This window comes from Paractinoplanes durhamensis, from assembly GCF_016862175.1.
GTDB classification, from domain to species: domain Bacteria; phylum Actinomycetota; class Actinomycetes; order Mycobacteriales; family Micromonosporaceae; genus Actinoplanes; species Actinoplanes durhamensis.
In genome coordinates this window covers 83,511-106,940 of sequence record NZ_BOML01000048.1, presented here as the reverse complement: position 1 = coordinate 106,940, position 23,430 = coordinate 83,511, and the positions used below count along the sequence as shown (strand labels likewise).

Genomic DNA, 23,430 nt, shown 5'->3' with positions numbered 1-23,430 from the left:
CGGGCCGGAAGGGGCAACCCTTCCGGCCCGTCACGTATACAGATCCAGGATCAGGAACGCCGTCGCCACCAGCGTCATCCACAGCATTGCCTGCAGCAGCGCCCGCAGGGCCACCCGCATCGTCATGTCGCGAGTAGAGCAAAGACCCCGGCGCCGTGCCCCGGAAACCGTGACGGATCAGTCTCGCGACACTCTCCGGCATGGCGGGCCTAGCGGCCTTCCGCGATGCTGGGCTGGTGACCACCCCGCAGAACCTCGACGAGCGTTTCCGCGACGCGATCTCGGCGCTGCAGCCGCCCGACAACCGACGGCCGGCCGAGGACGCCGTCCGCGACGGCGTCACCCTGACCGGGGCACGCGCACTCGAGCTGTTCGACGCCCAGTTGGCCAGCCGCCACCTCGACCTGGCCGCCCGCTGGTTGCGCAGCTTCAACGAGGGTTTTTACACCATCGGCTCGTCCGGCCACGAGGGCAACGCCGCGGTCGCCGCCGCCCTGCTGCCCACCGACCCGGCGCTGCTGCACTACCGTTCGGCCGCGTTCTTCTGCGCCCGCGCCAAGAGCCTCGCCGACGCCGCCCGGGACGTTCTGCGCGGCGTCGTGGCCAGCGCGCACGAGCCGATCGCCGGCGGCCGGCACAAGGTGTTCGGCAGCGCCGACCTGCACATCATCCCGACCACCTCGACGATCGCCTCGCACCTGCCGCGCGCCGTCGGGCTCGCGTTCTCGCTGGCCCGGACGCGTGCGGATCGCCGCTGGCCGGCCGACGCGATCGTGGTCGCCACCTTCGGCGACGCCTCGGCCAACCACGCCTCGGCCACCGCGGCGCTGAACGCCGCCGGCTGGTTCGAGCATTCGGACGTACGGCTACCGCTGCTCCTGGTGTGCGAGGACAACGGGCTGGGCGTCAGCGTGCCCACGCCGGACGGCTGGCTGGCCGCGATGCTGTCGTCCCGCCCCGGCCTGCGCTACTCGGCGGCCGACGGCTGCGACCTGGCCGCCACCTACGACGCCGCGGCCGAGGCGGCCGGCTTCGTGCGCCGCGAGCGCCGCCCGGCCGTGCTGCACCTGTCCACGGTGCGGCTGATGGGGCACGCCGGCGCCGACGCCGAGGTGGCCTACCGCTCCACCGAGGCGATCAACCGGGACCTCGAGCGCGATCCGGTGATCGGCACCGCCCGGATGCTGATCGAGGCCGGCCTGCTCAGCCCGGAGGAGGTCGTCACCCGCTACGACGAGATCGGCTGGCAGGTCCGCAAGGTCGCCGAGGAGGTGCTCGGCGAGCCCAAGCTGTCCTCGGTCGCCGAGATCGTCGGCCCGCTGGCCCCGCGCCGGCCGCTGCGGGTCGCCCACGAGATCACCGAGGTCGCCACCCGGGCGATCGGGCCCGGCGCGGCCGCCCGGCTGCAGGCCTTCGACGGCAAGCTGCCGGAGCAGGGCGGGCCGCTCACCCTCGCGCAGACGATCAACGCGACGCTCACCGACGCGCTGCTCGCCGACCCGGGTGCGCTGGTGTTCGGCGAGGACGTGGCCCGCAAGGGCGGCGTCTACGGCGTCACCAAGAAGCTCCACGAGCGCTTCGGGCCCGATCGGGTCTTCGACACCCTGCTCGACGAGACCACCATCCTCGGGCTGGCCCTGGGCGCCGGCCTGGACGGGCTGCTGCCGATCCCGGAGATCCAGTACCTGGCGTACCTGCACAACGCCGAGGACCAGCTGCGCGGCGAGGCCGCCACGATGTCGTTCTTCTCGTCCGGGGCCTACCGCAACCCGATGGTGGTGCGGATCGCCGGCCTCGCCTACCAGCAGGCCTTCGGCGGGCACTTCCACAACGACAACTCGGTGGCCGTCCTGCGCGACATCCCGGGCCTGGTGGTCGCCGTGCCGTCCCGGCCCGCCGACGCCGCCCCGATGCTGCGCACCTGCCTGGCCTCGGCCGCGGCGGACGGCAGCGTCTGCGTCTTCCTCGAGCCGATCGCGCTCTACCACACCCGCGACCTCTACGAGCAGGGTGACAACGAATGGCTCTCGCCGTACGCCGGGCCGGTCTCCTGGTCGGGGGAGCACGCTCCGGTCGGCCGGGCCCGCACCTACCCGGTCGGTAACGCCGCCGACCTGACCATCGTCACCTTCGGCAACGGCGTCCGGCTCTCCCTGCGGGTCGCCGCCCGGCTGGCCGAGCAGGGGTACGGATCCCGCGTGGTGGACCTTCGCTGGCTCAGCCCGCTGCCGGCCGCCGATCTGGTCCGGGAGGCCTCCGCGACCGGCCGGGTCCTGATCGTCGACGAGACACGTCGGTCCGGCGGGGTCGGTGAGGGTATTCTCGCGGCCCTGGTGGACGGCGGTTTCGTCGGTTCCGCACGGCGGATCGCATCGGCGGACTCGCTGATTCCGCTGGGACCGGCCGCACAACACGTGTTGGTAGGAGAGGATGCCATCACACAGGGTGCCCATGCCCTGCTGGCACGGTAAATTGCCACACACTCGGTGCGCCACTTGCGCACGGGGCGACAAGTGTGTGGACTACCCCCAGGTTTTAGGCAATTTCATTCTTGGCTAGGAGGACTTAGACAGTGAGCGCGACCGCTGGTCAGGCCGACGGCGTACGCAGCCTGGCGGACCGGTTCGGCTTCGAGCCGAACATGGTGGTCATGGAGATGGGCTACGACGACGATGTCGACGAAGACCTCCGTGACGCCCTGACCGAACGCGTTGGCGAGTTGGTCGACGAAGACACCGACGAGGTCGTCGATTCGGTGCTGTTGTGGTACCGAGACGGCGATGGTGACCTTTTCGAACTGCTCACCGATGCCCTTGGCCCTCTCGCCGAAAACGGCGTGGTGTGGCTGCTGACCCCCAAGGCCGGCCGTGACGGCCATGTCGAACCGAGCGAGGTCAGCGAGTCCGCCCCTACGGCGGGTCTGCAGCAGACCTCGACGGTCAACGCCGGCAAGGACTGGACGGGTGCTCGGCTCGTCTCCCCCAGGGGTGCCAAGAAGAAGTAGCTCGCTGTGACCTCCGTGCCGGCCGGCGTCCGTTGGCGCCGGTCCGGTTAAGGTTGTGCCCATGCCGCTGCCGGTGGGTGCTTCCGCGCCCGACTTCACCCTCAAAGATCAGAACAATCAAGTGGTACGCCTGAGCGGCTTTCAGCAGCGTAAGGCGGTCCTCCTGGTGTTCTACCCGCTGACTTTCACGGGAACCTGCCAGGGTGAACTGACCGGTATTCGGGACAACATCGACCGCTACGCCACCGGCGACCTCCAGGTCCTGGCGGTGAGCGTCGATTCCGTCTACAGCCACAAGGTCTGGTCGCTCCAGGAGAGCTTCGACTTCCCCCTGCTGGCCGATTTCTGGCCGCACGGGGAGGTGGCCAGCAGCTACGAGGTCTTCAACTCCGAAGCAGGCTTCGCCAACCGGGGCACTTTCCTCATCGACAAGACGGGCGTGATCCGTTTTTCCGAGGAGGCAGGCCCTGGCGAGGCCCGAGACCGGACGGCCTGGGACGCAGCCATCGCCGCCTTGCCGGTAGAGTGACCAATCACGGGCGCGTAGCTCAGTGGGAGAGCACTCGCCTTACAAGCGAGGGGTCGTAGGTTCGAAACCTACCGCGCCCACCGGCCCGGAGGCCCCCTGTCCGCGGAACACGCGGCTCAGGGGGCCTTTCCGCGCCCGGGTCTCAGTGGGGTGGTGGGGGCTGGGTCATGGCTATCAGGCCGGCCAGGGTTGAGGTCAGGACGGCGGTGACGTTGATCAGGTCGCCGGGGGAGAGACCGGCGCTGAGCTCGCTGATCACCTGGCCGTCGCGATCGCTGCTCACGATGCACAGGTCGATGCGGCAATCGTCGGCCGGGAACGCGGTCACCTGGTAGTCGGTGCCGCCCACCATGAGCCGGCGGTCGAGGGTGATGGGGGACAGCTGGAGCGCGGTGTCATTCATGGGAGCGACTTTAGGGTCACCCTCTGACAGTTTCGGGGCCGGCGGAGACGGCCGGCCCGGCCACCCCTCGCCTACGCGCGGCCCACCTGGGCGAGCCACTTGCGGTAGTGGTCGGTGAACGGCTCCTCGTTCTTGCTGAGGGCCTCGTGCAGCTCGGTCACGGCGCGCAGCGCACCCTCGACGATCTCGTCGGGGTAGCCGAGCGAGACCCGGTGCTCGGCGAACTCGTCCTCGTCCTCGACCTCCACCCGGCCGTCGGCGCGATAGCGGACCAGGTCGATGTCGAGGTCGACCACGGTGATCTCGGCCGGCCCGGTCCACTCGGCCGGGGTGGTGACGTCGCAATACATGTCGCGGACGTCCGGCTCGGCCAGGCACATCGCCATCCACCAGCCCTCGGCCGGGATCAGCCGCACCGCGTCGGCCCGGGTGAGACCGGTCGGCCGGCTGCCGTAGTGGTAACTGACCACGCTCCCACGCGGGGTGGCGAGCCACGTGCCGTACGCATCCTCGCCGAGCAGCTGCGCGGTGACCTGGCGATGCGGCGAACCGTCGAACTTGCGGAGGACCAGATCGACGGCAGTCACCCGGAGAGGCTACATCGATCATCATCGGCGGACATGCCCGCGGCGACATGGTCGGCAAGCGTTGCCGCATCGTTCACCGGAGCGGCAACCGGGAAGCAACACGGGAACCTTCAACTCGCCCCCGCCGGGAACCGATTCCTCTTGGTGCCGGCGGGGAGCACCCACCGGTGGGCGGGCCCCGGTCGGACATCCCCTCGGCGATCGGGCCCGCCCAGAAAACCCGGCAACGGGTAACTCGCGAAGCGGAGGGGTTTCGAGGTGGCGGAGCTGCACATCGGCGCGGATGCCGAGAAGACGGTGGTCTCGGCGTACCCGCTGAAGACCCGGACCGGCCGCGCCCGCCGCAACCGCACCGGAACCGTGACCGAATTCCTCCCGGTCACCCCGAGCGGGCGAAGCCGCGAGGTCCGCGTGACGTTCCTCGCCCGGGTCAGCCTTCCGCTGCTGCTCGTCTCGACGTTGATGTTCGCCGCCGGCGTGCCCGCGCTGCTGCTGGCCGGAATCATCCTCACCACCCTCGGCCTGGCCGGCTGGGACGACCGCCGCCGCGCGCAACGGACCACCTTCGCGATCCCGCGGACGGAGGGTGCCCGCGTCCTGCGTACCCCCGAGGAGCGTGCCGCCTACGGCCGTGCCCTCGCCGTCGCCCGCCGGATCCGCCGCGCCTGGCCGGCGCTTCCCGGCATGATCGACCCAGCGGAAGCCGACCGCACCCTCACCCATGCTCTCGACGATCTGGCATCGTTGCTGGTCCGGCGGCAGGAGATCCGCCGGCTGCGAGCCGGCCTCGATGGCGTACGGGTCGGCGACGTTCCCGCCGAGAGCCCGGCCGCGCTCGCCCTCGCCGAACAGCGGGAGCGCACCGAGGAGCTGTGGCTGACCTCCGCCGGGCAGGCGAACCGCATCCTGCGCAGCATCGAGGAGACCGCCCTGGCCGGCGAGACGTTCGTCCGCGAGCAGCGGATCGGCGCGACCGCCCGGCAGGCCGGGCTGGCGCTGGCCCGGCTCACCACCGGCGCGCCGCCCGCCGAGTCCGCGCCCGAGCTGGCCGATCGCACCGCCGTGGTGCTCGGTGCCTACCGGGAGCTCGCCGCTGCCGCATCATTGGTGCCGTGACGACCGATGACGTGCTCCGCGAGGTCGGCCCCCGGCTGAGGGCGCTGCGCCGCCGATCGGGGATCACGCTCGCCGCACTGGCCGAGACCACCGGGATCTCGGTCAGCACCCTGTCCCGCCTCGAGTCGGGGCAGCGCAAGGCCACCCTGGAGCTGCTGCTGCCGCTGGCCCAGGCCCACCGGGTGCCGCTGGACGAGCTGGTCGGCGCGCCGCCGACCGGGGACCCCCGGGTCTACGCCCGGCCGATCAAGCGGTTCGGCCAGCTGATCCTGCCGCTGAGCCGCAATCCGGGCGGGCCGCAGGCGTTCAAGCACGTGATCGCGGCGGGCGAGCGGCAGGAGCCGGAGCCGAAGACGCACGAGGGCTACGAGTGGCTCTACGTGCTGACCGGCCGGCTCCGGCTGATCCTCGGCCCGCACGACCTGATCCTGCCGGCCGGCGAGGCCGCCGAGTTCGACACCCGGGTGCCGCACTGGTTCGGCGCCGCCGGCGGCGAGCCGGTCGAGTTCCTCACGATCTTCGACAGCCAGGGTGCCCGGATCCATGTCCGGGCCCGCCCGTCAGCTCCGCCGGGGGGTTCCGGGGGGACGTGATCCGGTCGGGCGGGATCCGCGTGGCCGGGTGCCGGCCCCTCGATCACGCAGGTTCATTCCATTGAGTGACTCGACCGTCACCCATAATGCAACTACGTTGTCTGTCGACATGCGTGCCCCCGCCGATGCCCATGAACCGTCCGCTACCTGCGCTAACGATCCGGCGGTCGGTCGGACATCACTGTCCTCAGGCGGCCCGGCGGCTCGTCGACAACTGTCGCGGCACGATCAGCCGGGGCTCGCGGACGGTCCCGATCGCCTCGGCGAGCAGGCCCTGCACCAGCTCGGGCGCCGGCAGCATCCACTGTGTCTGCTCGGGCGACACGGCCCAGCGCACCGGGCCCTCCGGCATCCGGGTGGGCGGGGCCGGGATCCACGAGCCGCGGCCGTGCCGCACCACGTCCATCCGGCGGTCCAGCTCCGCGCGCAGTGGCAGGCCCGGCCGCACCAGGAACATCCAGCGGCCGGCCGCGGTCACCGCGACCGGGCCGGCGCCGGCCCGGTGCAGTCGGGTCGCGCCGAAGACGCGCAGGCCGAGCGAGGCCGGCACCTCGAGCGCGTCGAACCGCCGGCCGGTGGCCAGCAGTACGGCGTAGGGCCGGTGCCGCCACCAGCGGTGCACCAGGCCGGGGTCGGTGGAGGCGCTGTCCTCCCAGGACTCCATGGCCGGGTGGCCGGCCATGATCGGGCAGCCGGGCCGTCCACAGGCGAACCGGTGACCGGTCAGGAAGGCGCCGGGCGTCACCGCCCAGCCGTGCGCCGCGAAACGCACCGCATGACGGCGCATTCGCAACCGGTCAAGTGGGACAAACGGTCGATCGGTGGTCCACTGCATGGCTCCACTACCCCCGGTCTTGGAGGAAATCCGGGTGGACCGTCGGCCATATCAGTCGTCGGCACCGTATCCAAGCCCGACACACCTCGTTGGGCCATCAGATCCACCCTTTGCAAGTTGCACTGAAAACTACGAGCATCGGTGAGCAGGCGATCACACACGCTGTGCGACGCACGTGCGGGTGAACGGGTCAGGCTGCAAATGACACAAGGGCTCGCCGGCGGGGGTCGCCGGGGAGTCGGGGGAGGCACCGTGGACGAGCTGCCGATCGGCCGCCGCGTCGCCTATTGGCGCGGTCGACGAAAGATGTCCCAGCAGGTCTTCGCGGACCGGTTGGGAAAGTCCAAGAGCTGGGTCGACAAGGTGGAGCGCGGGGTCCGCCGACTTGACAAGTTCTCCGTCGTCTACGAGATCGCCGACGTACTCCAGGTCGATGTCCAGCTGTTGCTGGGCAAGGACGTGGAACGCCGGCCGGAAACGCAGAACTGCATCGATCAGGTGGAAGTTGAGGAGATTCGCGCCGCTCTGGAGCGTTATGACCAGATGAGCGCTTTCTTCCAGGCTGTGCCTAACTCGCCACCACTGTCGGAAATGCGCAAAGCGGTCAGCCATGCCTGGCTGACCTACCAGCACGCCAAGTACGGCGTTCTGGCCCGGACCCTGCCCAAGCTTCTGCGCGACGCGCAGGCCGCGGACAGCGCCCACGCCACCACGGCGGAGGCCAAGGACGCGGCGCACCTGCTCGGGCAGGTCTACCAGATCGCCTCCTCGGCACTGCGCAAGGTCGGCGAGCACGAGTTGTCCTGGCTTGCCGCCGACCGCTCCATCGCGGTCTCCCAGCGGGCCGGCGACCAGCTGCTCGCCGGGCTGGCCAGCTACCGGGTCGGCAGTGCGCTGCTGGCGCTCGGCCGGGTCCGTCCCGCGCTCGAGGTCAACGTCAACATCGCCAACCGGCTCGCACCGAGCCGCGAGCAGACGCAGGCCGACCGGCTCTCGGTCTACGGCATGCTGCTGCTCAACGGGGCCATGGCCGCGGCCCGCATCGGCGACAGCGCGACCGTGCGCGACCTGCTCTGCGGCGCCGAACAGGCGTCCCTGGAGCTGGGCGGCGACTTCAACTACTACTGGACCAGCTTCGGCCCGACCAACGTGCAGCTGCATCGCTGCGCCACGGCGGTCGAGCTGGGCGACGGCCGCACCGCGGTGGACACCCACGAGCGGGTTCTCGACCCGGTCGGGTTCAACGCGATGCTGCCGGAACGGCGGGCACACCACTTCCTGGACATCGCCCGTGGCTACACCCAGATCGGCAACATCGAGAAGGCCAGCGAGATGCTCCTCGAGGGCGACCGGCTCGCCCCGTCGGAGATCCGCTGCCGCCCGCTCGCCCACGAGGTTCTTTCCGACGTACTCCGCCGGACGCGGGGCACGCCGCCGGCTCCGATAGCGGAGTTGGCCGAGCAGATGGGAGTCGGCGTATGAGTGGAGCGGGGAGGCTACGGGCCGCGGCCACGACGGCGAATGATCGCCGAGTCGCGGAACGCAGGCCAGCTCGGCGGTGGGTCCGCCCGTGATGACCGGTAATCCCTCTTCAGGCGTGCTGTACATCCTGGTCTGTGGCTCGCCCATCGCCCGTGATGTCGGCATCCTGGTCGGCCTGGCCCAGCAAGAAGGCTGGGAGGTGTGTGTGATCACGACTCCCGACGGGCGCAAGTTCGTCGACGTGGCCGCGCTTCAGGCACAGACCGGACATCCGGTACGTACCTACTACAAGAGTCCCGGCGATCCGGACATGCTGCCCGCCGCCGATGCGATGATCGTCGCGCCGGCCACGGTCAACACGGTCAACAAGTGGGCCGCCGGGATCACCGACACGCTCGTCCTCGGCCTGCTGGTCGAGGGCTACGGCTACGGCGTGCCGACGGCCGTCGTCCCGTACACCAACAAGGTGATGGCCCTGCACCCCGCGCTGCATGACAGCCTGGCCAAGCTCCGCGACTGGGGGGTGCACGTCCTCTACGGCGAGGATGTGTGCCGGTTGGGCGGCCCCGGCCAGACGGATCGCTACCGCGGGCAGTTCCCATGGCGGCGGGCGCTGCAGGCGGTCAGCAACCCGGTGACGATGACAAGCCGAGTCGAGCCGGGCATGGCCACCTAGCCCGATAGAGTTGTCGGCCGTGACCGACAACGCCGCACCACCCACCGTCCTGGACGTGGTGAACGCCCTGGACCGGCGCTATCCCCGGGACTGGGCGGAGTCCTGGGACAGGGTGGGCCTGGTGCTCGGCGCGTTGGAACACCCGGTGGCCCGGGTCCTGTGCGTGGTCGACTGCGTCCCCGAGACGGTCGACCAGGCCCTCGCCGTGGGCGCCGACCTGATCGTGGCGCACCACCCGCTGCTGCTGAAGCCGGTGTCGACGATCGCCCCCGACACGTACAAGGGGCGCATCATCCACCGGCTCATCCGCGGTGACGTCGCTCTCTACACGGCGCACACGAACGCGGACGTGGCCAACCCGGGCGTCTCCGACGCGCTCGCCGCCCGCCTCGGCCTGGAGGACCTGCGGCCGCTGGTGCCGTCGGGCGAGGGCGGTCGTGGCATCGGCCGGATCGGCACCCTCCCCGAGCCGATGGACCTGGCCGAGTTCACCGGCTTCGCGGCGAACCGCCTGCCGGCCACCACCGCCGGGATCCGGGCGGCCGGCGACCCGGCCCGGCCGGTCCGGACCGTCGCGGTCTGCGGTGGCGCCGGCGACTCGTTCCTCCCCGATGCGACGCGAGCGGGCGTCGACGCGTACCTTTGCGCCGACCTGCGCCATCACCCGGCCAGTGAGCATCTCGCCGAGGACGGCCCCGCTCTGCTCGACGTCGCCCACTGGGCGACCGAGCGGCCCTGGCTGGACGAGGTGGCCGGGTGGTTGCGCGGCGAACTCGGTGTCGCGGTCACGGTGTCCGACGTGGACACCGACCCATGGACCGTTCATGCTTTCAGTTCCTCGGAGAAGGAGACCCAGCCGTGAAGGCCGCCCCGGAAGCCCAGCGTCGCCTGCTTGACCTGCAGGCCGTCGACACCGCCCTGGCCCAGCTGGCCCACCGGCGCAAGTCCCTGCCCGAGTTCGCCGAGATCGACACGGTGTCCCGGGAGCTGTCCGCGCTCGAGGACGAACGGGTCCGCGCGCAGGTCGCCGTCGACGACATCGACCGCGACATCAGCCGCTTCGAGAAGGACATCGAGCAGGTCCGCCAGCGCAAGGACCGGGACCAGAAGCGGCTCGACGCGGGCGGCGCGGTCCGCGAGATCGAGGGCCTGCAGCACGAGCTGGCCACCCTCAACCGGCGGCAGTCGGAGCTGGAGGACGCCGAGCTCGAGCTGATGGAGCAGCGGGAGACCGCCGAGGCCACGCTCAACGAGGTCCGCGGCCGCCTGACGTCCGCCGTCGAGCGCCGCGCGGCCGCCGAGCGCCGCCGCGACGAGGCCCTCGCCGACATCGTCAAGGAGGAGGAGTTCAAGTCGGCCAGCCGCGGCCCGCTCGCCGCCGACCTCCCGGCCGACCTGGTCACTCTCTACGACAAGATCCGCACCGACTCGGGCCTGGGCGCGGCGCTGTTCCGCTCGGGCCGCTGCGGCGGCTGCCGCATCGAGCTCTACGGCGCCGACCTCAACCGGGTCAAGACGGCCCCGGCCGACGACGTGGTCCGCTGCGAGGAGTGCCGCCGCATCATGGTGCGCACGGCGGAGTCCGGGCTGTGAGAGTCGCGATCGAGGCCGACGGCGGCTCCCGGGGAAATCCCGGCCCGTCCGGCTACGGCGCGGTGGTCCGGGCCCACCCGACCGGCGAGATCCTGCTGGAGCGGTACGGCTCGATCGGCGTCACCACCAACAACGTCGCCGAGTACACCGGCCTGATCGAGGGCCTGAAGGCGGCGTCCGAGCTGAACGCCACCGAGGTCGACGTCCGGATGGACTCGAAGCTGGTGATCGAGCAGATGTCCGGCCGCTGGCAGATCAAGCACCCCGGCCTGCGCCCGCTCGCGGCGACGGCGGCGGAGCTGGTCACCCGCTTCGAGAAGGTCACCTTCGAGTGGATCCCGCGGGAGCGCAACAAGGCCGCCGACGCCCTGGCCAACCGGGCCATGGACGAGGCGACCGGCAAGGTTCCGCGCTCGGCTCCCGAGGTCTCGGTGGCCGAGGACGCGGTCACCCCGGCCTCCTGGGCGCCGCCGTCGCTGGACAATGCCACCCGGATCATCCTGGTCCGGCACGGCGAGACGGCGCTGACCGCGCAGGGCCGCTACTCGGGCCGCGGTGACGTGCCGCTCTCCGACGAGGGCCAGGCCCAGGCGATGGCGGCCGGCGGCCGGGTCGCCGGCATCAGCCGCGACGTCACGGCCGTGCTGAGCTCACCCCTGGCCCGGTGTACGCGGACGGCCGAGCTGATCGCGGCCGAGGTCGGCGGGGTCGGCGTCACCGTGGTCCCCGACCTGATCGAGTGCGACTTCGGTGACTGGGAGGGCCTGACCTTCGCCGAGGTGCAGCAGCGCTGGCCGGACGAGATGCGCTCGTGGCTGTCCTCCCCGGCGGTGGCGCCGCCGGGTGGCGAGTCGTTCAAGGCGGTCTCGAAGCGTGTTCGGGGAGTCATGGCGACGGTCAAGGAGTCGTACCCGAGCGGGGTCGTGGTCCTGGTCTCGCACGTCTCGCCGATCAAGCTGATCCTGAAGGACGCGCTGGCGGCGTCGGACGCTTTCCTGCACCGCATGTTCCTGGACGCCGCCGGCGTCTCCACGATGGACGTGTGGCCGGACGGAAACATCGCGGTCCGCTCCGTGAACGAGACGTCCCACCTGCGCTGATCGCGGCCGGCTATGTCTTTCGGCCGATAGTGGTCGATCTCTTTCCGACCTCGGCGGGATGTTTGACCTTGCACTAATCAGTCACCGTAGGCGTTCTGACGCGAACACGGGGGACTGACATGGGGCTATGCGGAAGCTGAGCCGGCGGGGGCTGCTTCGCGGGGCGGGGCTGGCGGCGGCCGGGGCGGCGCTGGGGGCCGTCGGGGTGACCGAGGTGCCGCGGTGGTGCGGGTGGGATCATCCGCCGTTGAGTGGGGGATATGCGTCCGCGGCCGACAATCAGGACGCGGTCGGGTCGTCGTCGGTCAGCGTGCGGTATTTCGTGGAGACGAGCCGGCCGCTGGTGGCGCTGACGTTCGACGACGGGCCGGCGCCGAAATACACGCCGCTGTTCCTGGATGCGCTGGCGGACGCCGGGATCCCGGCGACCTTCTTCATGGTCGGGCGCAATGTCCGGGACAACTACGGACTGGTCAAGGACCGGCTGGCCGGCCACGAGGTGGGCAACCACACGTGGGCGCACCGCGACCTGGCGACGATGGACCTGCCGGCAATCCAGGACGATCTTCGGCGTACGCACGAGGTCATTCAGGAAAAGCTGGGGCGTACGCCGACCCTGGTGCGCCCGCCGTTCGGCCATTTCGGCGGTTCCACCGTGCTGGCCGCCGACTCGATGGCGTACGACCTGATTCTCTGGGACCGCCAGATGCACGAGCGGCGCTTCAAGGACGACCCGGCCGGCCAGGCCCGCGACATCGTGGACACGGTCCGCCCGGGCTCGATCATCCTGGCCCACGACGCCGGCGACCAGCGCCGACTGGTCGCGTTGAAGGCGCTGCGCGACATCGTGAGCGGCGTCAAGGCACGCGGTTTCGAGTTCGTCACCGTGTCGGATCTGATCGCGGACGGGGCCCGGCCCTCGGGCGAGGGACACTGAGGTGTGGATCTCCGGCTGCCGTCGCCGCTGCGGCGACTCGATGACGAGCGGCTCGGTGGGGTCACCCTTTTCCTGAAGCGGGACGACCTGATCCACCCGGATTTTCCGGGGAACAAGTGGCGGAAGCTGAAATACAACCTGCAGGCGGCCCGGGACGAAAACCACAGGACGCTGCTGACGTTCGGTGGTGCTTTCTCCAATCACCTGCAGGCGACGGCCGCGGCCGGGCACCATTTCGGCTTCCGGACGATCGGGATCGTGCGGGGTGAGGAGCACACTCCGCTCAATCCGGTGCTGGCGCGGGCCCGGGCTCTCGGGATGACTCTCGCCTACGTCGACCGGGCAAGATATCGCGATAAAAATGGCATTCAGGCTGAACTGCGCGAGCGGTACGGCGATTTCCATCTGATCCCGGAAGGTGGCGCCAATCGGCACGCGCTGCGGGGCTGCGCCGAACTCGTCGCCGAGATCGATCGGGACTTCGACGTTCTCTGCTTCTCCAGCGGCACGGGCGCGACCCTGGCCGGTGCCGCCACGGCCCTGGGCGAACATCAGCGGGCCGTCGGCTTCTCGGCGCTCAAGGGTGACTTCCTGGACGGCGAGGTGCGGCGACTGCAGGCGGAATACGGCCGGGCCACCGGGAACTGGGCGATCGACGGCCGCTTCCACTTCGGCGGCTTCGCCAAACGCGACAAAACCCTCACCGACTTCGTCGACGATTTCCGCGCGCGGCACGGGATCGCGCTCGACCCCGTCTACGAGGGCAAGATGATGTACGCGATCCTCGCCGGCCGGGTCTTTCCGCCGGGGACGACGCTGGTCGCGGTGATCTAGACGGTCAGCTGGGTTCGCAGGTGGGCGTCGATGGTGGCGGCCATGTCGACCGACGTGTCGTCGAGCAGCCACTGGAGCTGCAGCCCGTCCATCAGCGCGACCAGCTCACGAGCCGCCGCCGCCGGGTCCACCCCCGGCCGCAGGTCACCGGCGCAGAGCGCCTCCGCGTACGCCGTCTCCAGGCCCCGCACCAGCGCCCGGTACCGGTCGACGAAGAACGAGTGCGCCGGATGGTCGGCCGCCGTCGCCTCGGCCGACAGGACGGTGAACAGCTCGACGATGCCGCGCCGGGAGGCGTTCAGCGCCACCAGATCGACCAGCCGGCGCAGGACGGCCGCCCCGCGCGGGTTGCCCGCGGTGATCCGCTCCTGGTCGACCTCGTCGCGCAGCTCGAGCACCGCCAGCAGCAGCGACTCCTTGGTCGGGAAGTGGTGCAACAGCCCTGGATGGGAGATGTCGCACCGGGCCGCGATCTCGCGCAGCGACGTGCCCCGGTAACCGGCCTCGCCGAACAGCGCGGTCGCCTGATCGAGGATGTCCCGCCGCTTGGCGCGGCCTTTCGCGTAGCCCACCGGTAAATACTTACCAACTGGTCGGGATTCGTCTAGCGTCGATGCCATGGCCGTCACCCACCTCACTCCCGGCCCGACCCTGCGCCGGGCCCGGATCGCCACTTCCACGATCTTCGCGGTTCATGGCGCGGTGACCGGGACATTTGCCTCGCGTGTCCCCTGGGTGGCCGACCATGTCGGCACGGGTGCCGGCGGCCTGGGCCTGGCGCTGCTGATGCCGGGGCTCGGTGCGCTGCTCGCGATGCCGGTCTCCGGGCGGCTCGCGCACTGCTTCGACCTGCGGATGCTCATCCGGGTGCTGATCGTCGCGTGGGCCGCGGCCCTGATGCTGCCGGCGCTGCCGACGTCGCTGCCGCTGCTCTGCGTGACCCTGGTCGCCTACGGCGCGACCGCCGGGCTCGCCGACGTGGCGATGAACGCGCACGCCGTGGTGGTCGAGGAGGGTTACGGCCGGTCGGTGATGTCCGGCTTCCACGGCTGGTGGAGCCTCGGCGGCCTGGCCGGTTCGGTCGGCGGCGTGTTCGCGGCCCGCGCCGGGCTGGGCGCGCCGCTGCACTTCGCGCTGACCACGGCCGCGCTCGTCGTGATCGCGATCGCGGTGTCGTTCGGGCTGCTGGCGCATCGGCCCGAGCCGACCCTGGACGAGCCGCCCGCGTTCTCGCTTCCGTCGCTCGAGGTGCTGCCGATCGGCCTGATCGGGCTGTGCGCGGTCTTCGCCGAGGGCGCCAGCCTCGACTGGTCCGCGGTCTACGTGCGCGACCTGCTGGGCAGCCCGGCCTCGACCGCCGCGGCGACCGTCTCGATCTTCTCGGTCTGCATGGCGGTGGCCCGGTTCGGCGGCGACTGGGTGGTGCGCCGGCTCGGCCCGGTGATGGCGGTCCGGCTGTCCGGTGTGCTGGCCACCGTCGGTGCGCTGATCGTGGTGCTGGCCACGCCGGCCGCGCTGGTGATCGCCGGGTTCGGCCTGCTCGGCATCGGCATCGCGGTGGTGGTGCCGCTGGTCTTCGCGGCGGCCGGGCGGCTGCCGGGTCACCCGGGGCGCAACATCGCCGGGGTGGCCGGGATCGCGTACGGTAGTGGCCTGATCGCGCCGGGCATCATCGGCGGCATCGCGCACGTGTCCAGCCTCACGGTCTCGTTCATCGTGATCGTGGGCCTCGTCGCGATCATGGGCCTGGGTGCCACCGTTCTCCGGCCGCGCCGGGAGTCGCTGTAACATACAACTGTGAGTGACGACGCGGTGCTGGGCACGATCGAGACGCAGGTGGCGATGCTGATGCGGCTCGGCGAGGCCACCCGCCGCTCCACCGGGGTGCAGCCGCACCGGGCCCTCGACCGGGCCGCCTACGTGATCCTGCGCCAGCTCCAGCAGGACGGCCCGCTCAACGTCTCGGTCCTCGCCGCGGCGCTCAACCTCGACGGCTCCACCGTCACCCGTCAGGTCACCGCCCTGCAGAACGACGGGCTGGTCGACCGCGAGCCCGATCCGAAGGACGGCCGGGGCACGGTCATCGCGGCCACCCCGCTCGGGCTGACGCAGGTGGAGCAAGTGCGACAAGCACGCAAGATTTTGTACGGGACGGTGCTCGCGAAATACACCGACGAGGAGAAGTCGGCCCTGGCCGCCACGCTGGAACGCTTCACCGGGGCGCTCGCCGACCACATGCGGACCCGGGTGTAGCCGAAGCGCCATCGGGGAACTTCCATGCCCGTGAAAGCGCTGACCCGCCGGATGTCACGGCCCGCCCTGACCCTCGCCATCGCCCTGGCCGGCGTGCTGATCGTCGGCCTGGCCGCGATCCTGATCGGGCTGTCCTGGTCGGGCCGGGATGGGTCGGGCCGGGACGGGGGCGGCCCCACCACCGTGACCGGCCCGGTGGACGGCGCCCGGAACGCCACGTTCGAGCTGCTCGACGGCGCCACCTCGGTGCGGGTGCGGGCCGGCTCGCTCGGCGACGACCTCTACCGGGTCACCGTGCCCGACGGCGGCGGCTTCGTCCCGCACGCCGACCGCGACGACGACGTGGTGCGGCTGCACCTGAAGCCCGGCCCGGAGCAGGGTTCCGGCATCGTCGACGTCGTCCTCAACGCCGGCGTCGGCTGGACCGTGCGGCTGGACGGCGGCACCCGGGACGCCTCGGTCGACCTGAGCGGCGGCCTCGCCGACGGCGTGCAGCTGGCCGGTGGGTCGAGCCGCCTCGACATCGCGCTGCCGAAGCCGGGCAAGCCGGTCGCGGTGGAGATGACCGGCGGTGTCGACCAGTTCCGGGTGCGGCTGGCCGCGGGCACTCCGACCCGGGTGCAGGTCGGCTCGGGTGCCGGGCAGGTCGTCCTGGACGGGCAGACCCACCAGGGCATCGGGGCCGGGCAGAACTTCACCGCGAACGGCTGGCAGGACGGCGCGGCCGGGGTCGACGTGCAGGCCCGGGCCGGGGTGGGTGCCCTCATGGTGGGCACGCAGTAACTTCGGCTGCATGATTCCGACGACCAACGCGCTCACCGGCGCGCGGATCCGTTTCCGTGAGCTGCGCGAGGTGGACCTGGCCGACCTGGTGACCTGGTGGCAGGACCCGGATGTGCTGATCTCGCAGACCAACGGGCCGCTGCATCCGCGGCCGGCCGACGCGATCGCCGAGCAGTTCCGTGCCTGGAACCGCAACCAGGGCACCGACGCCGGGTTCATCGTGGTGACCCGGGACGGCGGCACGATGCTCGGGCACGTCTCGCTCTGGGGCGCCGATGTGCACAACCGGACGGCCACCTTCGCGATCATCATCGGGCCGCCGCATCAGGGACAGGGGTACGGCGGGGAGGCGACCCGGCTGATGGTGCGGTACGGATTTACCGAGCTGAATCTGCACCGGATCCAGTTGAGCGTCCTCGGCTACAACGAGCGGGCCCTGCACACGTACGCGAAGGCCGGTTTCACCGATGAGGGCCGCGACCGGGAAGCGGTGTTCCGCGGCGGCCGCTGGCACGACCAGGTGCGCATGGGAATCCTCGACCACGAATGGCACTCCGGTAATCCGGAGTAGATCACCCGTTCGCTGGACCCGCCGATTTCCACGGTGGACCTACTGTGGTGCACATCCCGGTCGAGGAGGTGCTCGCAGATGCAGGTTCCGCGCATGCGATTCCCGATCTTCGTCTCTTCGCCCAGCCCGGAGAACCTGAGCCCGGAGCAGACGGCGAGCGCCGAAATCATTCTCCGGTTGGTGAAGCGGCATCAGCTCGAATGGCGGGCCCTCGGCCGCAGCGACTATCCGAACGACCTGCCGCTCAAAGAGGTGCTGCGGATGGTGCGGCACTGTGCGGGCGGCATCATCCTCGGGTTCGAGCAATACCGGATGACGGCCGGCCAGGTCCGCCGGGGAAGCAGCCGGGCGAAGACGGCGGACATGTCGTTCCCGACGCCGTGGAACCAGCTCGAGGCGGGCATTCTCTACGGCGCCGGCCTCCCGCTGATGATCTTCCGGGAGCCGGCGGTCGAGGGCGGCGTCTTCGACGAGGGCAACACCGAGGTGTTCATTCATGAGATGCCGACCACGACGATGTCGAGGCGGTCGCTCGGCGACCTGAATGTGGTGTTCCAGAACTGGGTCGCGAAGGTGCAGCAGTACTACTACGGCGATTGATTTCATCCGGCCCGGCGGCCGGGGACGGCCGTGCTCCGCACCTGGCCGGTCCCTGGGGCGGGTTCGCGCGAGTGCGGTTGGCCCGCCCCGAGGGAGCGTATTCATAAGAAGCGCGGGAAAGGCGAGAACGCCGCACCGAAGAGGGGTGCGGCGTTCTCTGACCCGGGAGCGGGCCAGGCATTTAGGTGGACGACACCGTGTCGACCGTCGTGGGGGTCTTCTCGATGCGGGGGTCGCCCTCGTCGGCGAAATAGTCGTCCGGGGTGGTGCCGTCGACGCCTTCCGGGGTCTTCATGGTGCGCAGGAAGAACGTCGCCAGGACGGCCACGATCAGGTTGACCGCGACCGCGACGAAACCGACGTAGATGGTCTTCTTGGTGTCGAAGCCGAATTCCGACAGCGGGAATGCGGAACCGCCGAAGTGGGCGCGTTTGGTGACCGCGTTCGGGATCTGCCAGAGCATCCAGAGGGCGAGGCCCATGCCGGCCGCCCAGCCGGTGATCAGCGCGCCGCGGTGCAGCCATCGGGTGTAGAGACCGATTGCCACCGCCGGGGCCGTCTGCAGGATGATGACGCCGCCGATGAGTTGCAGGTCGATGGAGAATTGCGGGTCGAGGAAGACGATGAACGCGACCGCACCCACCTTGACCACCAGCGACGCGATCTTCGAGACCTGCGCCTCCTGAGCGTGGGTGGCATCGCGCTTCAGGTATTCCTTGTAGATGTTGCGGGTGAAGAGATTGGCCGCGGCGATCGACATGATGGCGGCCGGAACCAGTGCGCCGATACCGATCGCGGCGAACGCGACGCCGGCGAACCAGGACGGGAATTTCTGGTCGAACAGCAACGGCACCACGGTGTTGCTGTCGAGCGTTCCCTCTTTCGCACCGGGCAGTGGCTTGATGCCGGCCGAGATGGCCATGTAGCCGAGCAGCGCGATCAGGCCGAGCAGGAAACTGTAGGCCGGCAGCGCCGACATGTTCCGCTTGATGACGTTGCGGTTCTTGCTGGCCAGCACGCCGGTGATGCTGTGCGGGTAGAGGAACAGCGCGAGCGCCGAGCCCAGCGCCAGCGTGATGTATTGAATCTGATTGTTGGCGTTGAGCAGAATGCCGTCGTTGGGCGCCGGTGTGCCCTGGAATTTCTTGTCGGCCGCGGCGAAGATGTCGCCCCAGCCGCCCAGCTTGTAGGGCAGATAGATGACCGCCACGATGATGACGATGTAGATCAGCGTGTCTTTCACGAACGCGATCAGCGCGGGTGCGCGCAAGCCTGACTGATAGGTGTAGGCGGCGAGGATCGCGAACGCGATGATGATCGGCGCGTGCCGGGCGAGCATGCTGTCGCCGGTGACACCCATCGTTTTCAGGACCGCCTCGATGCCCACCAGCTGCAGGGCGATGTAGGGCATCGTGGCGACGATGCCGGTGATCGCGACGAGCAGGGCGAGCGTCGGCGAATCGAAACGGGTGCGCACGAAATCGGCGGGCGTGACGAAACCGTGCCGGTGCGACACCGACCAGAGCCTGATCAGAATCAGGAAGAACAGCGGATAGATGATCACGGTGTAGGGCACCGCGAAGAAGCCGGCGGCACCGGCCCCGAAGATCAGCGCGGGGACCGCGACGAACGTGTACGCCGTGTAGAGGTCGCCGCCGACGAGGAACCAGGTGATCCACCCGCCGAAGCTGCGCCCGCCCAGCCCCCACTCGTCGAGGTGGGCCATGTCCTTGGGTGCCCGCCACCGCGCCGCGACGAAGCCGATCGCGCTGACCAGCAGGAACAGGAACGAGAAGACGATGATCTCGGTGATGTGATCGCTCATCGGGTCACCGCCGGGTCATCCGGTAGACCACCGACGTGGTGGCCACGCCGACGAGGATGAACAGGAACTGCAGCCAGTAGAACGCCGGGAAGCCCCACAGCCGCGGCGAGTCGTGGTTGAACAGCGGGGTCAGCAGCGGCACCACGATGGGGATGACGAGCAGCCAGTTCCACGGGCTGCGATCGCTGCGGGCCGGTGTGCTCGGCACCGGAGATTCGGTCTCGGCCATCAGCCGCACCTCCTCGCTTGTCTCGGGCCGCAGGTGCGGCCGCAGGCCGCGCGCGCGGTCCACAACGAAGCTAACGATGCAGACCGGAGTCAGTCGATCACTGTGCGCCGAACGGGCGAGGCGGTGCGCTTAACGGCACCGCCACGCCCGCGAAACAATTACCTCAGACCGGACGAGATCGTTTTCGTGAGCGACGCGTTGTCGTCGTCCCCGTCGAGTGACCACATCATCGCCCCGCCGAGCCCCTTCGCCCGGATGTAGAGCGTCTTCTGCAGCATCTGCGCCGGGTCGTCGTAGGTCCAGAAGGTGGTGCCGTCGAACAGCCACGAGTTACCGGCCCGGACGTCCCGGTAGACCTGGAAGCCGGGCAGGTTCTTGACCGTCTTGTAGTCCTCGGTGCCGTCCGCGAAGACCCCCTTCGCCGGCCCGGTCGCGGTGGCGAACCGGCCGTTCCCGCCGCTGGTGATCCCGGTCCACCCCTGGCTGTAGTAGGGGAGACCCAGCACGAGCTCGCGCTTCGGCGCCCCCGCCGTCACCCAGGCGTTGATCGCGTTGTCCGCCGAGAAGTCCGGGTTGTCCGGCGCACCCTTCGGCACGAAGATCGACGACTGCTGGTTGGCCCGCAGCTCCCACGAGCCGTGGAAGTCGTAGCCCTGCACGGTGCCGAAGTCGAGGTACTTGAAGATCTTGTTGCCCTCGAACCCGGCGTCGATCTTCGCGGGCGAGGCCGGCAGGAACGCGGTCAGGTCGTAGTGCCGGCGCGAGCTCCGGCCGAGTTTGTCGAGCTGCGCCCGGAACTCGGCCGCGAGCAGCGTGAAGTTGTGCTTGTCCTCGGGCCGGATCACGTTGCCGGCGTTGCCGTCCGACCCCGGCCACTCCCAGTCGAGGTCGATGCCGTCGAAGATCCCGGCGCCGGCACCGGCCGGCAGGTCCGGCAGGTTCCCCTTGATCCAGAGATCGACACAGGAGCTGACGAGTTTCTTGCGCGAGGCGTCGGTCAGGGCCGCGTCGGAGAAGTACGCCGATCCGGTCCACCCGCCGAGCGAGATCAGCACCCGCAGCTTCGGGTTCTCGGCCTTGAGCTCGGCGAGCTGGTGCAGGTTCCCGGCGAGGGGCTGCCCGGCCACGTCCCCGACGCCGTCCACGCTGTTCGCGTCGGAGAAGGACGTCTGCCAGTCCGCCCACGGGTCGGCGGAGGCGCACACGCCGGCACTGGTGACCGGCCCGAACGCGTAGTTGAGGTGGGTCAGCTTCGCGGCGGCGCCGGAGCTCTGCACCTTGGCGAGCGGGAACCCGCGGCCGTAGATCCCCCACTGGGTGAAGTACCCGACCTTGACGTAGGACTTGCCGTGCGCCTGCGCTGCGCCGGCCGGCGCAGCCGCTATCAGCGTCACGGCCGCGGCCGCCACGGCGACGAGGCGGCGGGTGATAACGCGCATGAGCCCTCCAGGGGCGTAAACGTTGAAGAAAGTTTCCTAATTGAGGAAGCTAAACGTCTACACCCGACCAAGGCAATGGCGTCAACGGTCGGAACTGGAGATCGAACTGCCGCCGGAGAGCGTCCGCCTCGTCGTGCCGCCCGAACTTCCTGAGATAGCCCGAGACGCTGTTGGCCGAGCCCAGGGTGGCGGGGTGCTCCTCGCCGAGCACCCGCCGTCGCCGGGCCACGGAAGTCTATCCATATTTCCCATCGGCTATATAGAGTACGAGCCATGCGCCGTACCCTCGTAATCGCAGCTGTCCTGACGCTTGCCGCAGCCGCCGCGCTCAGCGGATGCGGCAATGATGATGACCAAGCCGCCGCCGGTGGTGGCACCCTTCGGATCGGATATCAGCGATTCGGGGGATTGAGCCTGGTCAAAGCCCGTAATGATGCCCCCGGTGTCACCTGGTCGCTCTTCGAGAGCGGGCCGGCACTTACTGAAGCGATCAAGGCGGGTGCGATCGACATCGGGCAGACCGGAGAAGCGCCGCCGATCTTCGCGGCCGCCGCCAAGACGCCGTTCCGGATCGCCGCGGTCAGTCAGCCGTCGCCGCAGAGCGAGGCGGTGCTGGTCAAGAAGGCTCGCGGCTTCAAGACCTTCGCCGATCTCAAGGGCAGGACGATCGCCTTGAACAAGGGCTCCAACGTGCACTGGCTGCTGGTCCGGCTTCTCGCGGCCAACCATCTGACGCTCAGCGACGTCAATGTCAAATATCTCAAGCCGGCCGAGGGGCGGCCCGCCTTCGACAACGACCAGATCGACGCGTGGATCATCTGGGATCCGTATTTCGCGCTCGCCGAGCGGCCGGACGTGCAGATCCTCGCGGACGCGACCGGGGTGGCCGACAATCGCGAGTACATCCTGGTGGCCAAGGATGCGGCCGACGCGAAGACCGAGCAGATCAAGAGCTTTCTGACGACGTACGAAAAAACGACGGCCTGGGGGATCGCCAACCCGGACGAACGCGCCAAGGTCCTGGCCCCGGAATTGAAGATCGATGAGCCGACCACCAAGCGTGCCCTGGCCCGCGCCGCGCAACCGGTCGCGCCGCTGACCGATGAGATCGGCACCGAGCTGCAGGCGATCGCCGACGGCTTCACCGAGCTGAAGCTCATCCCGGTCAAGGTGGACGCGCACGAGCTGATCGACGCGCGCTTCGCCGGGGCCGTGCAATGACGCTGGTGGCGGTGCCGGCCGAGGTGACCTCGGCCGCCCCGCCGCCGACCGTGCGGAGGCGGCGCTGGCGGCGGCTGGTCAGCCCGGTGGTGATCCTCGCGCTCTGGGAGGCCGCGGCTCAGGCCGGGCTGATCTCGGCGGAGAAGCTCCCGGCGCCGAGCGTGGTCCTGCGGACCGGCTGGCGGCTGGCCGCCGACGGCACCCTCGGCCACCACCTGTTCGACTCGCTGACCAGAGCGGCGCTCGGCCTGCTGATCGGCGGCAGCCTGGCCCTGGTGCTCGGTTCGCTGGCCGGCCTGCTGCGCGTCGGCGACGACGCGATCGACCCGCCGGTGCAGATCGCCCGGATGCTCCCGCACCTGGCGCTGGTCCCGCTGCTGATCATCTGGGTCGGCATCGGTGAGTCGATGAAGATCACGCTGGTCGCGCTGGGTGCGTTCTTCCCGCTCTACTTCAACGTGTACGCCGGGATCCGCGACATCGACGAGCGACTTGTCGAGCTGGCCCGCACCTACGGGCTCGGCACCTGGGCCCGGTTACGGCATGTGGTGCTGCCCGGCGCGATGCCGTCGCTGTTTCTGGGTCTGCGGCTGGCGATCGGCGCGGCCTGGCTGAGCCTGGTGGTCGGCGAGCAGACCAACACCCAGAACGGTATCGGCTTCCTGATGATGGAGGCCCGCGAGTTCAGCCAGACCGACGTGGTGCTCTTAGGATTGTTTATTTATGGAGCGCTAGGATTGCTGTCCGACGTGCTTCTGCGGGTCGCGGAGCGCCGCGTTCTGTCCTGGCGCCGGGGCCTGCAAGCAACGTAGTCTGCTTA

General features: G+C 69.9%; 26 protein-coding genes, 1 tRNA gene and 1 pseudogene. 20 read left to right on the top strand and 8 right to left on the bottom strand.

From position 1 onward, the window contains the following. Positions 1-200: 200 nt before the first annotated feature. The 4 genes from Adu01nite_RS29605 (at position 201) to Adu01nite_RS29590 (ending at position 3,613) form a co-directional block, all read left to right on the top strand. A complete protein-coding gene (locus Adu01nite_RS29605) occupies positions 201-2,471 on the top strand; it encodes a thiamine pyrophosphate-dependent enzyme (RefSeq protein ID WP_203731497.1) in 2,271 nt (756 codons plus the stop codon). A gap of 101 nt (positions 2,472-2,572) precedes the next feature. Then, a complete protein-coding gene (locus Adu01nite_RS29600) occupies positions 2,573-3,004 on the top strand; it encodes a DUF3052 domain-containing protein (RefSeq protein ID WP_203731495.1) in 432 nt (143 codons plus the stop codon). A gap of 61 nt (positions 3,005-3,065) precedes the next feature. Further along, positions 3,066-3,533 carry a peroxiredoxin gene (locus Adu01nite_RS29595; RefSeq protein ID WP_203731493.1) on the top strand — a complete coding sequence of 156 codons (468 nt, stop codon included), beginning with the start codon at positions 3,066-3,068 and terminating at the stop codon, positions 3,531-3,533. 8 nt (positions 3,534-3,541) lie between these two features. Next, positions 3,542-3,613, top strand: a tRNA-Val gene (locus Adu01nite_RS29590). 62 nt (positions 3,614-3,675) lie between these two features. Here Adu01nite_RS29590 and Adu01nite_RS29585 read toward each other — a convergent pair. Beyond that, positions 3,676-3,936, bottom strand: coding sequence for a hypothetical protein (locus tag Adu01nite_RS29585; RefSeq protein WP_203731491.1), 261 nt, complete (start codon positions 3,934-3,936; stop codon positions 3,676-3,678). Positions 3,937-4,007: 71 nt separating this feature from the next. Then, complete coding sequence (locus Adu01nite_RS29580) at positions 4,008-4,523, bottom strand: ribonuclease FAU-1 family protein (protein ID WP_239132783.1); 516 nt, start codon at positions 4,521-4,523, stop codon at positions 4,008-4,010. Positions 4,524-4,781: 258 nt separating this feature from the next. Here Adu01nite_RS29580 and Adu01nite_RS29575 point away from each other — a divergent pair, with 258 nt between their 5' ends. Continuing rightward, positions 4,782-5,639 carry a hypothetical protein gene (locus Adu01nite_RS29575; protein ID WP_203731489.1) on the top strand — a complete coding sequence of 286 codons (858 nt, stop codon included), beginning with the start codon at positions 4,782-4,784 and terminating at the stop codon, positions 5,637-5,639. Next, complete coding sequence (locus tag Adu01nite_RS29570; RefSeq protein WP_203731488.1) at positions 5,636-6,232, top strand: helix-turn-helix domain-containing protein; 597 nt, start codon at positions 5,636-5,638, stop codon at positions 6,230-6,232. The genes Adu01nite_RS29575 and Adu01nite_RS29570 overlap by 4 nt, the downstream gene beginning before the upstream one ends. A gap of 187 nt (positions 6,233-6,419) precedes the next feature. On the opposite strand, the gene Adu01nite_RS29565 is transcribed toward Adu01nite_RS29570, so the two are convergent. Then, on the bottom strand, positions 6,420-7,067 hold the full coding sequence (locus Adu01nite_RS29565) for a bifunctional DNA primase/polymerase (RefSeq protein WP_203731486.1): 648 nt from the start codon (positions 7,065-7,067) through the stop codon (positions 6,420-6,422). A 252-nt stretch (positions 7,068-7,319) separates the two neighbouring features. Here Adu01nite_RS29565 and Adu01nite_RS29560 point away from each other — a divergent pair, with 252 nt between their 5' ends. The 7 genes from Adu01nite_RS29560 to Adu01nite_RS29530 all read left to right on the top strand — a co-directional run bounded on the left by Adu01nite_RS29560 (position 7,320) and on the right by Adu01nite_RS29530 (position 13,689). After that, complete coding sequence (locus Adu01nite_RS29560) at positions 7,320-8,549, top strand: helix-turn-helix domain-containing protein (RefSeq protein ID WP_203731484.1); 1,230 nt, start codon at positions 7,320-7,322, stop codon at positions 8,547-8,549. A 91-nt stretch (positions 8,550-8,640) separates the two neighbouring features. Further along, complete coding sequence (locus tag Adu01nite_RS29555; protein ID WP_203731483.1) at positions 8,641-9,225, top strand: flavoprotein; 585 nt, start codon at positions 8,641-8,643, stop codon at positions 9,223-9,225. A 19-nt stretch (positions 9,226-9,244) separates the two neighbouring features. Beyond that, a complete protein-coding gene (locus Adu01nite_RS29550; protein WP_203731481.1) occupies positions 9,245-10,087 on the top strand; it encodes a Nif3-like dinuclear metal center hexameric protein in 843 nt (280 codons plus the stop codon). Beyond that, positions 10,084-10,818 (top strand): zinc ribbon domain-containing protein, encoded by a 735-nt coding sequence (locus Adu01nite_RS29545; RefSeq protein ID WP_203731479.1) that lies wholly within the window; start codon positions 10,084-10,086, stop codon positions 10,816-10,818. Before Adu01nite_RS29550 ends, Adu01nite_RS29545 begins: the two co-directional genes overlap by 4 nt. After that, on the top strand, positions 10,815-11,918 hold the full coding sequence (locus Adu01nite_RS29540) for a bifunctional RNase H/acid phosphatase (protein ID WP_203731477.1): 1,104 nt from the start codon (positions 10,815-10,817) through the stop codon (positions 11,916-11,918). The genes Adu01nite_RS29545 and Adu01nite_RS29540 overlap by 4 nt, the downstream gene beginning before the upstream one ends. A 127-nt stretch (positions 11,919-12,045) precedes the next feature. Continuing rightward, a complete protein-coding gene (locus tag Adu01nite_RS29535) occupies positions 12,046-12,855 on the top strand; it encodes a polysaccharide deacetylase family protein (RefSeq protein WP_203731475.1) in 810 nt (269 codons plus the stop codon). 3 nt (positions 12,856-12,858) lie between these two features. Then, entirely contained in the window at positions 12,859-13,689 is an 831-nt protein-coding gene (locus tag Adu01nite_RS29530; RefSeq protein ID WP_203731473.1) for a 1-aminocyclopropane-1-carboxylate deaminase/D-cysteine desulfhydrase, read from the top strand. On the opposite strand, the gene Adu01nite_RS29525 is transcribed toward Adu01nite_RS29530, so the two are convergent. Continuing rightward, positions 13,686-14,261 carry a TetR/AcrR family transcriptional regulator gene (locus tag Adu01nite_RS29525; protein WP_203731471.1) on the bottom strand — a complete coding sequence of 192 codons (576 nt, stop codon included), beginning with the start codon at positions 14,259-14,261 and terminating at the stop codon, positions 13,686-13,688. The two genes, Adu01nite_RS29530 and Adu01nite_RS29525, sit on opposite strands and share 4 nt — an antisense overlap. A gap of 46 nt (positions 14,262-14,307) precedes the next feature. Between Adu01nite_RS29525 and Adu01nite_RS29520 the strand changes: the two genes are divergently transcribed. From Adu01nite_RS29520 to Adu01nite_RS29500, 5 genes are all read left to right on the top strand, one after another. Next, a complete protein-coding gene (locus tag Adu01nite_RS29520) occupies positions 14,308-15,477 on the top strand; it encodes an MFS transporter (RefSeq protein WP_203731469.1) in 1,170 nt (389 codons plus the stop codon). A 9-nt stretch (positions 15,478-15,486) separates the two neighbouring features. Then, positions 15,487-15,942 (top strand): MarR family winged helix-turn-helix transcriptional regulator, encoded by a 456-nt coding sequence (locus Adu01nite_RS29515; protein ID WP_203731467.1) that lies wholly within the window; start codon positions 15,487-15,489, stop codon positions 15,940-15,942. 24 nt (positions 15,943-15,966) lie between these two features. Next, positions 15,967-16,725: a hypothetical protein gene (locus tag Adu01nite_RS29510; protein ID WP_203731465.1), complete on the top strand. Its 759-nt coding sequence runs from the start codon at positions 15,967-15,969 to the stop codon at positions 16,723-16,725. A gap of 10 nt (positions 16,726-16,735) precedes the next feature. Beyond that, positions 16,736-17,296 (top strand): GNAT family N-acetyltransferase, encoded by a 561-nt coding sequence (locus Adu01nite_RS29505; protein WP_203731464.1) that lies wholly within the window; start codon positions 16,736-16,738, stop codon positions 17,294-17,296. 93 nt (positions 17,297-17,389) lie between these two features. Then, entirely contained in the window at positions 17,390-17,896 is a 507-nt protein-coding gene (locus Adu01nite_RS29500; protein ID WP_203731462.1) for a hypothetical protein, read from the top strand. A gap of 181 nt (positions 17,897-18,077) precedes the next feature. Here Adu01nite_RS29500 and mctP read toward each other — a convergent pair whose 3' ends face one another. From mctP to Adu01nite_RS49175, 4 genes and pseudogenes are all read right to left on the bottom strand, one after another. Beyond that, positions 18,078-19,721 carry a monocarboxylate uptake permease MctP gene (gene mctP, locus Adu01nite_RS29495; protein ID WP_203731461.1) on the bottom strand — a complete coding sequence of 548 codons (1,644 nt, stop codon included), beginning with the start codon at positions 19,719-19,721 and terminating at the stop codon, positions 18,078-18,080. Between the two features lie 4 nt (positions 19,722-19,725). Then, on the bottom strand, positions 19,726-19,950 hold the full coding sequence (locus Adu01nite_RS29490) for a DUF3311 domain-containing protein (protein ID WP_203731459.1): 225 nt from the start codon (positions 19,948-19,950) through the stop codon (positions 19,726-19,728). A 158-nt stretch (positions 19,951-20,108) separates the two neighbouring features. After that, a complete protein-coding gene (locus Adu01nite_RS29485) occupies positions 20,109-21,389 on the bottom strand; it encodes a glycoside hydrolase family 18 protein (protein ID WP_203731457.1) in 1,281 nt (426 codons plus the stop codon). Between the two features lie 49 nt (positions 21,390-21,438). Next, a pseudogene (locus Adu01nite_RS49175) lies at positions 21,439-21,621 on the bottom strand (tetratricopeptide repeat protein); the annotation flags it as partial. A 41-nt stretch (positions 21,622-21,662) separates the two neighbouring features. On the opposite strand from Adu01nite_RS49175, the gene Adu01nite_RS29480 reads away from it, so the two are divergent. Together Adu01nite_RS29480 and Adu01nite_RS29475 are read left to right on the top strand one after the other, a co-directional pair. Beyond that, complete coding sequence (locus Adu01nite_RS29480) at positions 21,663-22,610, top strand: aliphatic sulfonate ABC transporter substrate-binding protein (RefSeq protein WP_203731456.1); 948 nt, start codon at positions 21,663-21,665, stop codon at positions 22,608-22,610. Continuing rightward, positions 22,607-23,422, top strand: coding sequence for an ABC transporter permease (locus Adu01nite_RS29475; RefSeq protein WP_203731454.1), 816 nt, complete (start codon positions 22,607-22,609; stop codon positions 23,420-23,422). The genes Adu01nite_RS29480 and Adu01nite_RS29475 overlap by 4 nt, the downstream gene beginning before the upstream one ends. Positions 23,423-23,430 lie beyond the last annotated feature (8 nt).

Bases quoted from the DNA above. Each gene is read 5' to 3' on its own strand.
- Adu01nite_RS29605 (WP_203731497.1), top strand. From the start codon at position 201: ATGGCGGGCCTAGCGGCCTTCCGCGATGCTGGGCTGGTGACCACCCCG.
- Adu01nite_RS29595 (WP_203731493.1), top strand. From the start codon at position 3,066: ATGCCGCTGCCGGTGGGTGCTTCCGCGCCCGACTTCACCCTCAAAGAT.
- Adu01nite_RS29585 (WP_203731491.1), bottom strand. From the start codon at position 3,936: ATGAATGACACCGCGCTCCAGCTGTCCCCCATCACCCTCGACCGCCGG.
- Adu01nite_RS29565 (WP_203731486.1), bottom strand. From the start codon at position 7,067: ATGCAGTGGACCACCGATCGACCGTTTGTCCCACTTGACCGGTTGCGA.
- Adu01nite_RS29555 (WP_203731483.1), top strand. From the start codon at position 8,641: ATGACCGGTAATCCCTCTTCAGGCGTGCTGTACATCCTGGTCTGTGGC.
- Adu01nite_RS29535 (WP_203731475.1), top strand. From the start codon at position 12,046: ATGCGGAAGCTGAGCCGGCGGGGGCTGCTTCGCGGGGCGGGGCTGGCG.
- Adu01nite_RS29520 (WP_203731469.1), top strand. From the start codon at position 14,308: ATGGCCGTCACCCACCTCACTCCCGGCCCGACCCTGCGCCGGGCCCGG.
- Adu01nite_RS29510 (WP_203731465.1), top strand. From the start codon at position 15,967: ATGCCCGTGAAAGCGCTGACCCGCCGGATGTCACGGCCCGCCCTGACC.
- Adu01nite_RS29505 (WP_203731464.1), top strand. From the start codon at position 16,736: ATGATTCCGACGACCAACGCGCTCACCGGCGCGCGGATCCGTTTCCGT.
- Adu01nite_RS29500 (WP_203731462.1), top strand. From the start codon at position 17,390: ATGCGATTCCCGATCTTCGTCTCTTCGCCCAGCCCGGAGAACCTGAGC.
- mctP (WP_203731461.1), bottom strand. From the start codon at position 19,721: ATGAGCGATCACATCACCGAGATCATCGTCTTCTCGTTCCTGTTCCTG.
- Adu01nite_RS29490 (WP_203731459.1), bottom strand. From the start codon at position 19,950: ATGGCCGAGACCGAATCTCCGGTGCCGAGCACACCGGCCCGCAGCGAT.
- Adu01nite_RS29485 (WP_203731457.1), bottom strand. From the start codon at position 21,389: ATGCGCGTTATCACCCGCCGCCTCGTCGCCGTGGCGGCCGCGGCCGTG.
- Adu01nite_RS29480 (WP_203731456.1), top strand. From the start codon at position 21,663: ATGCGCCGTACCCTCGTAATCGCAGCTGTCCTGACGCTTGCCGCAGCC.
- Adu01nite_RS29475 (WP_203731454.1), top strand. From the start codon at position 22,607: ATGACGCTGGTGGCGGTGCCGGCCGAGGTGACCTCGGCCGCCCCGCCG.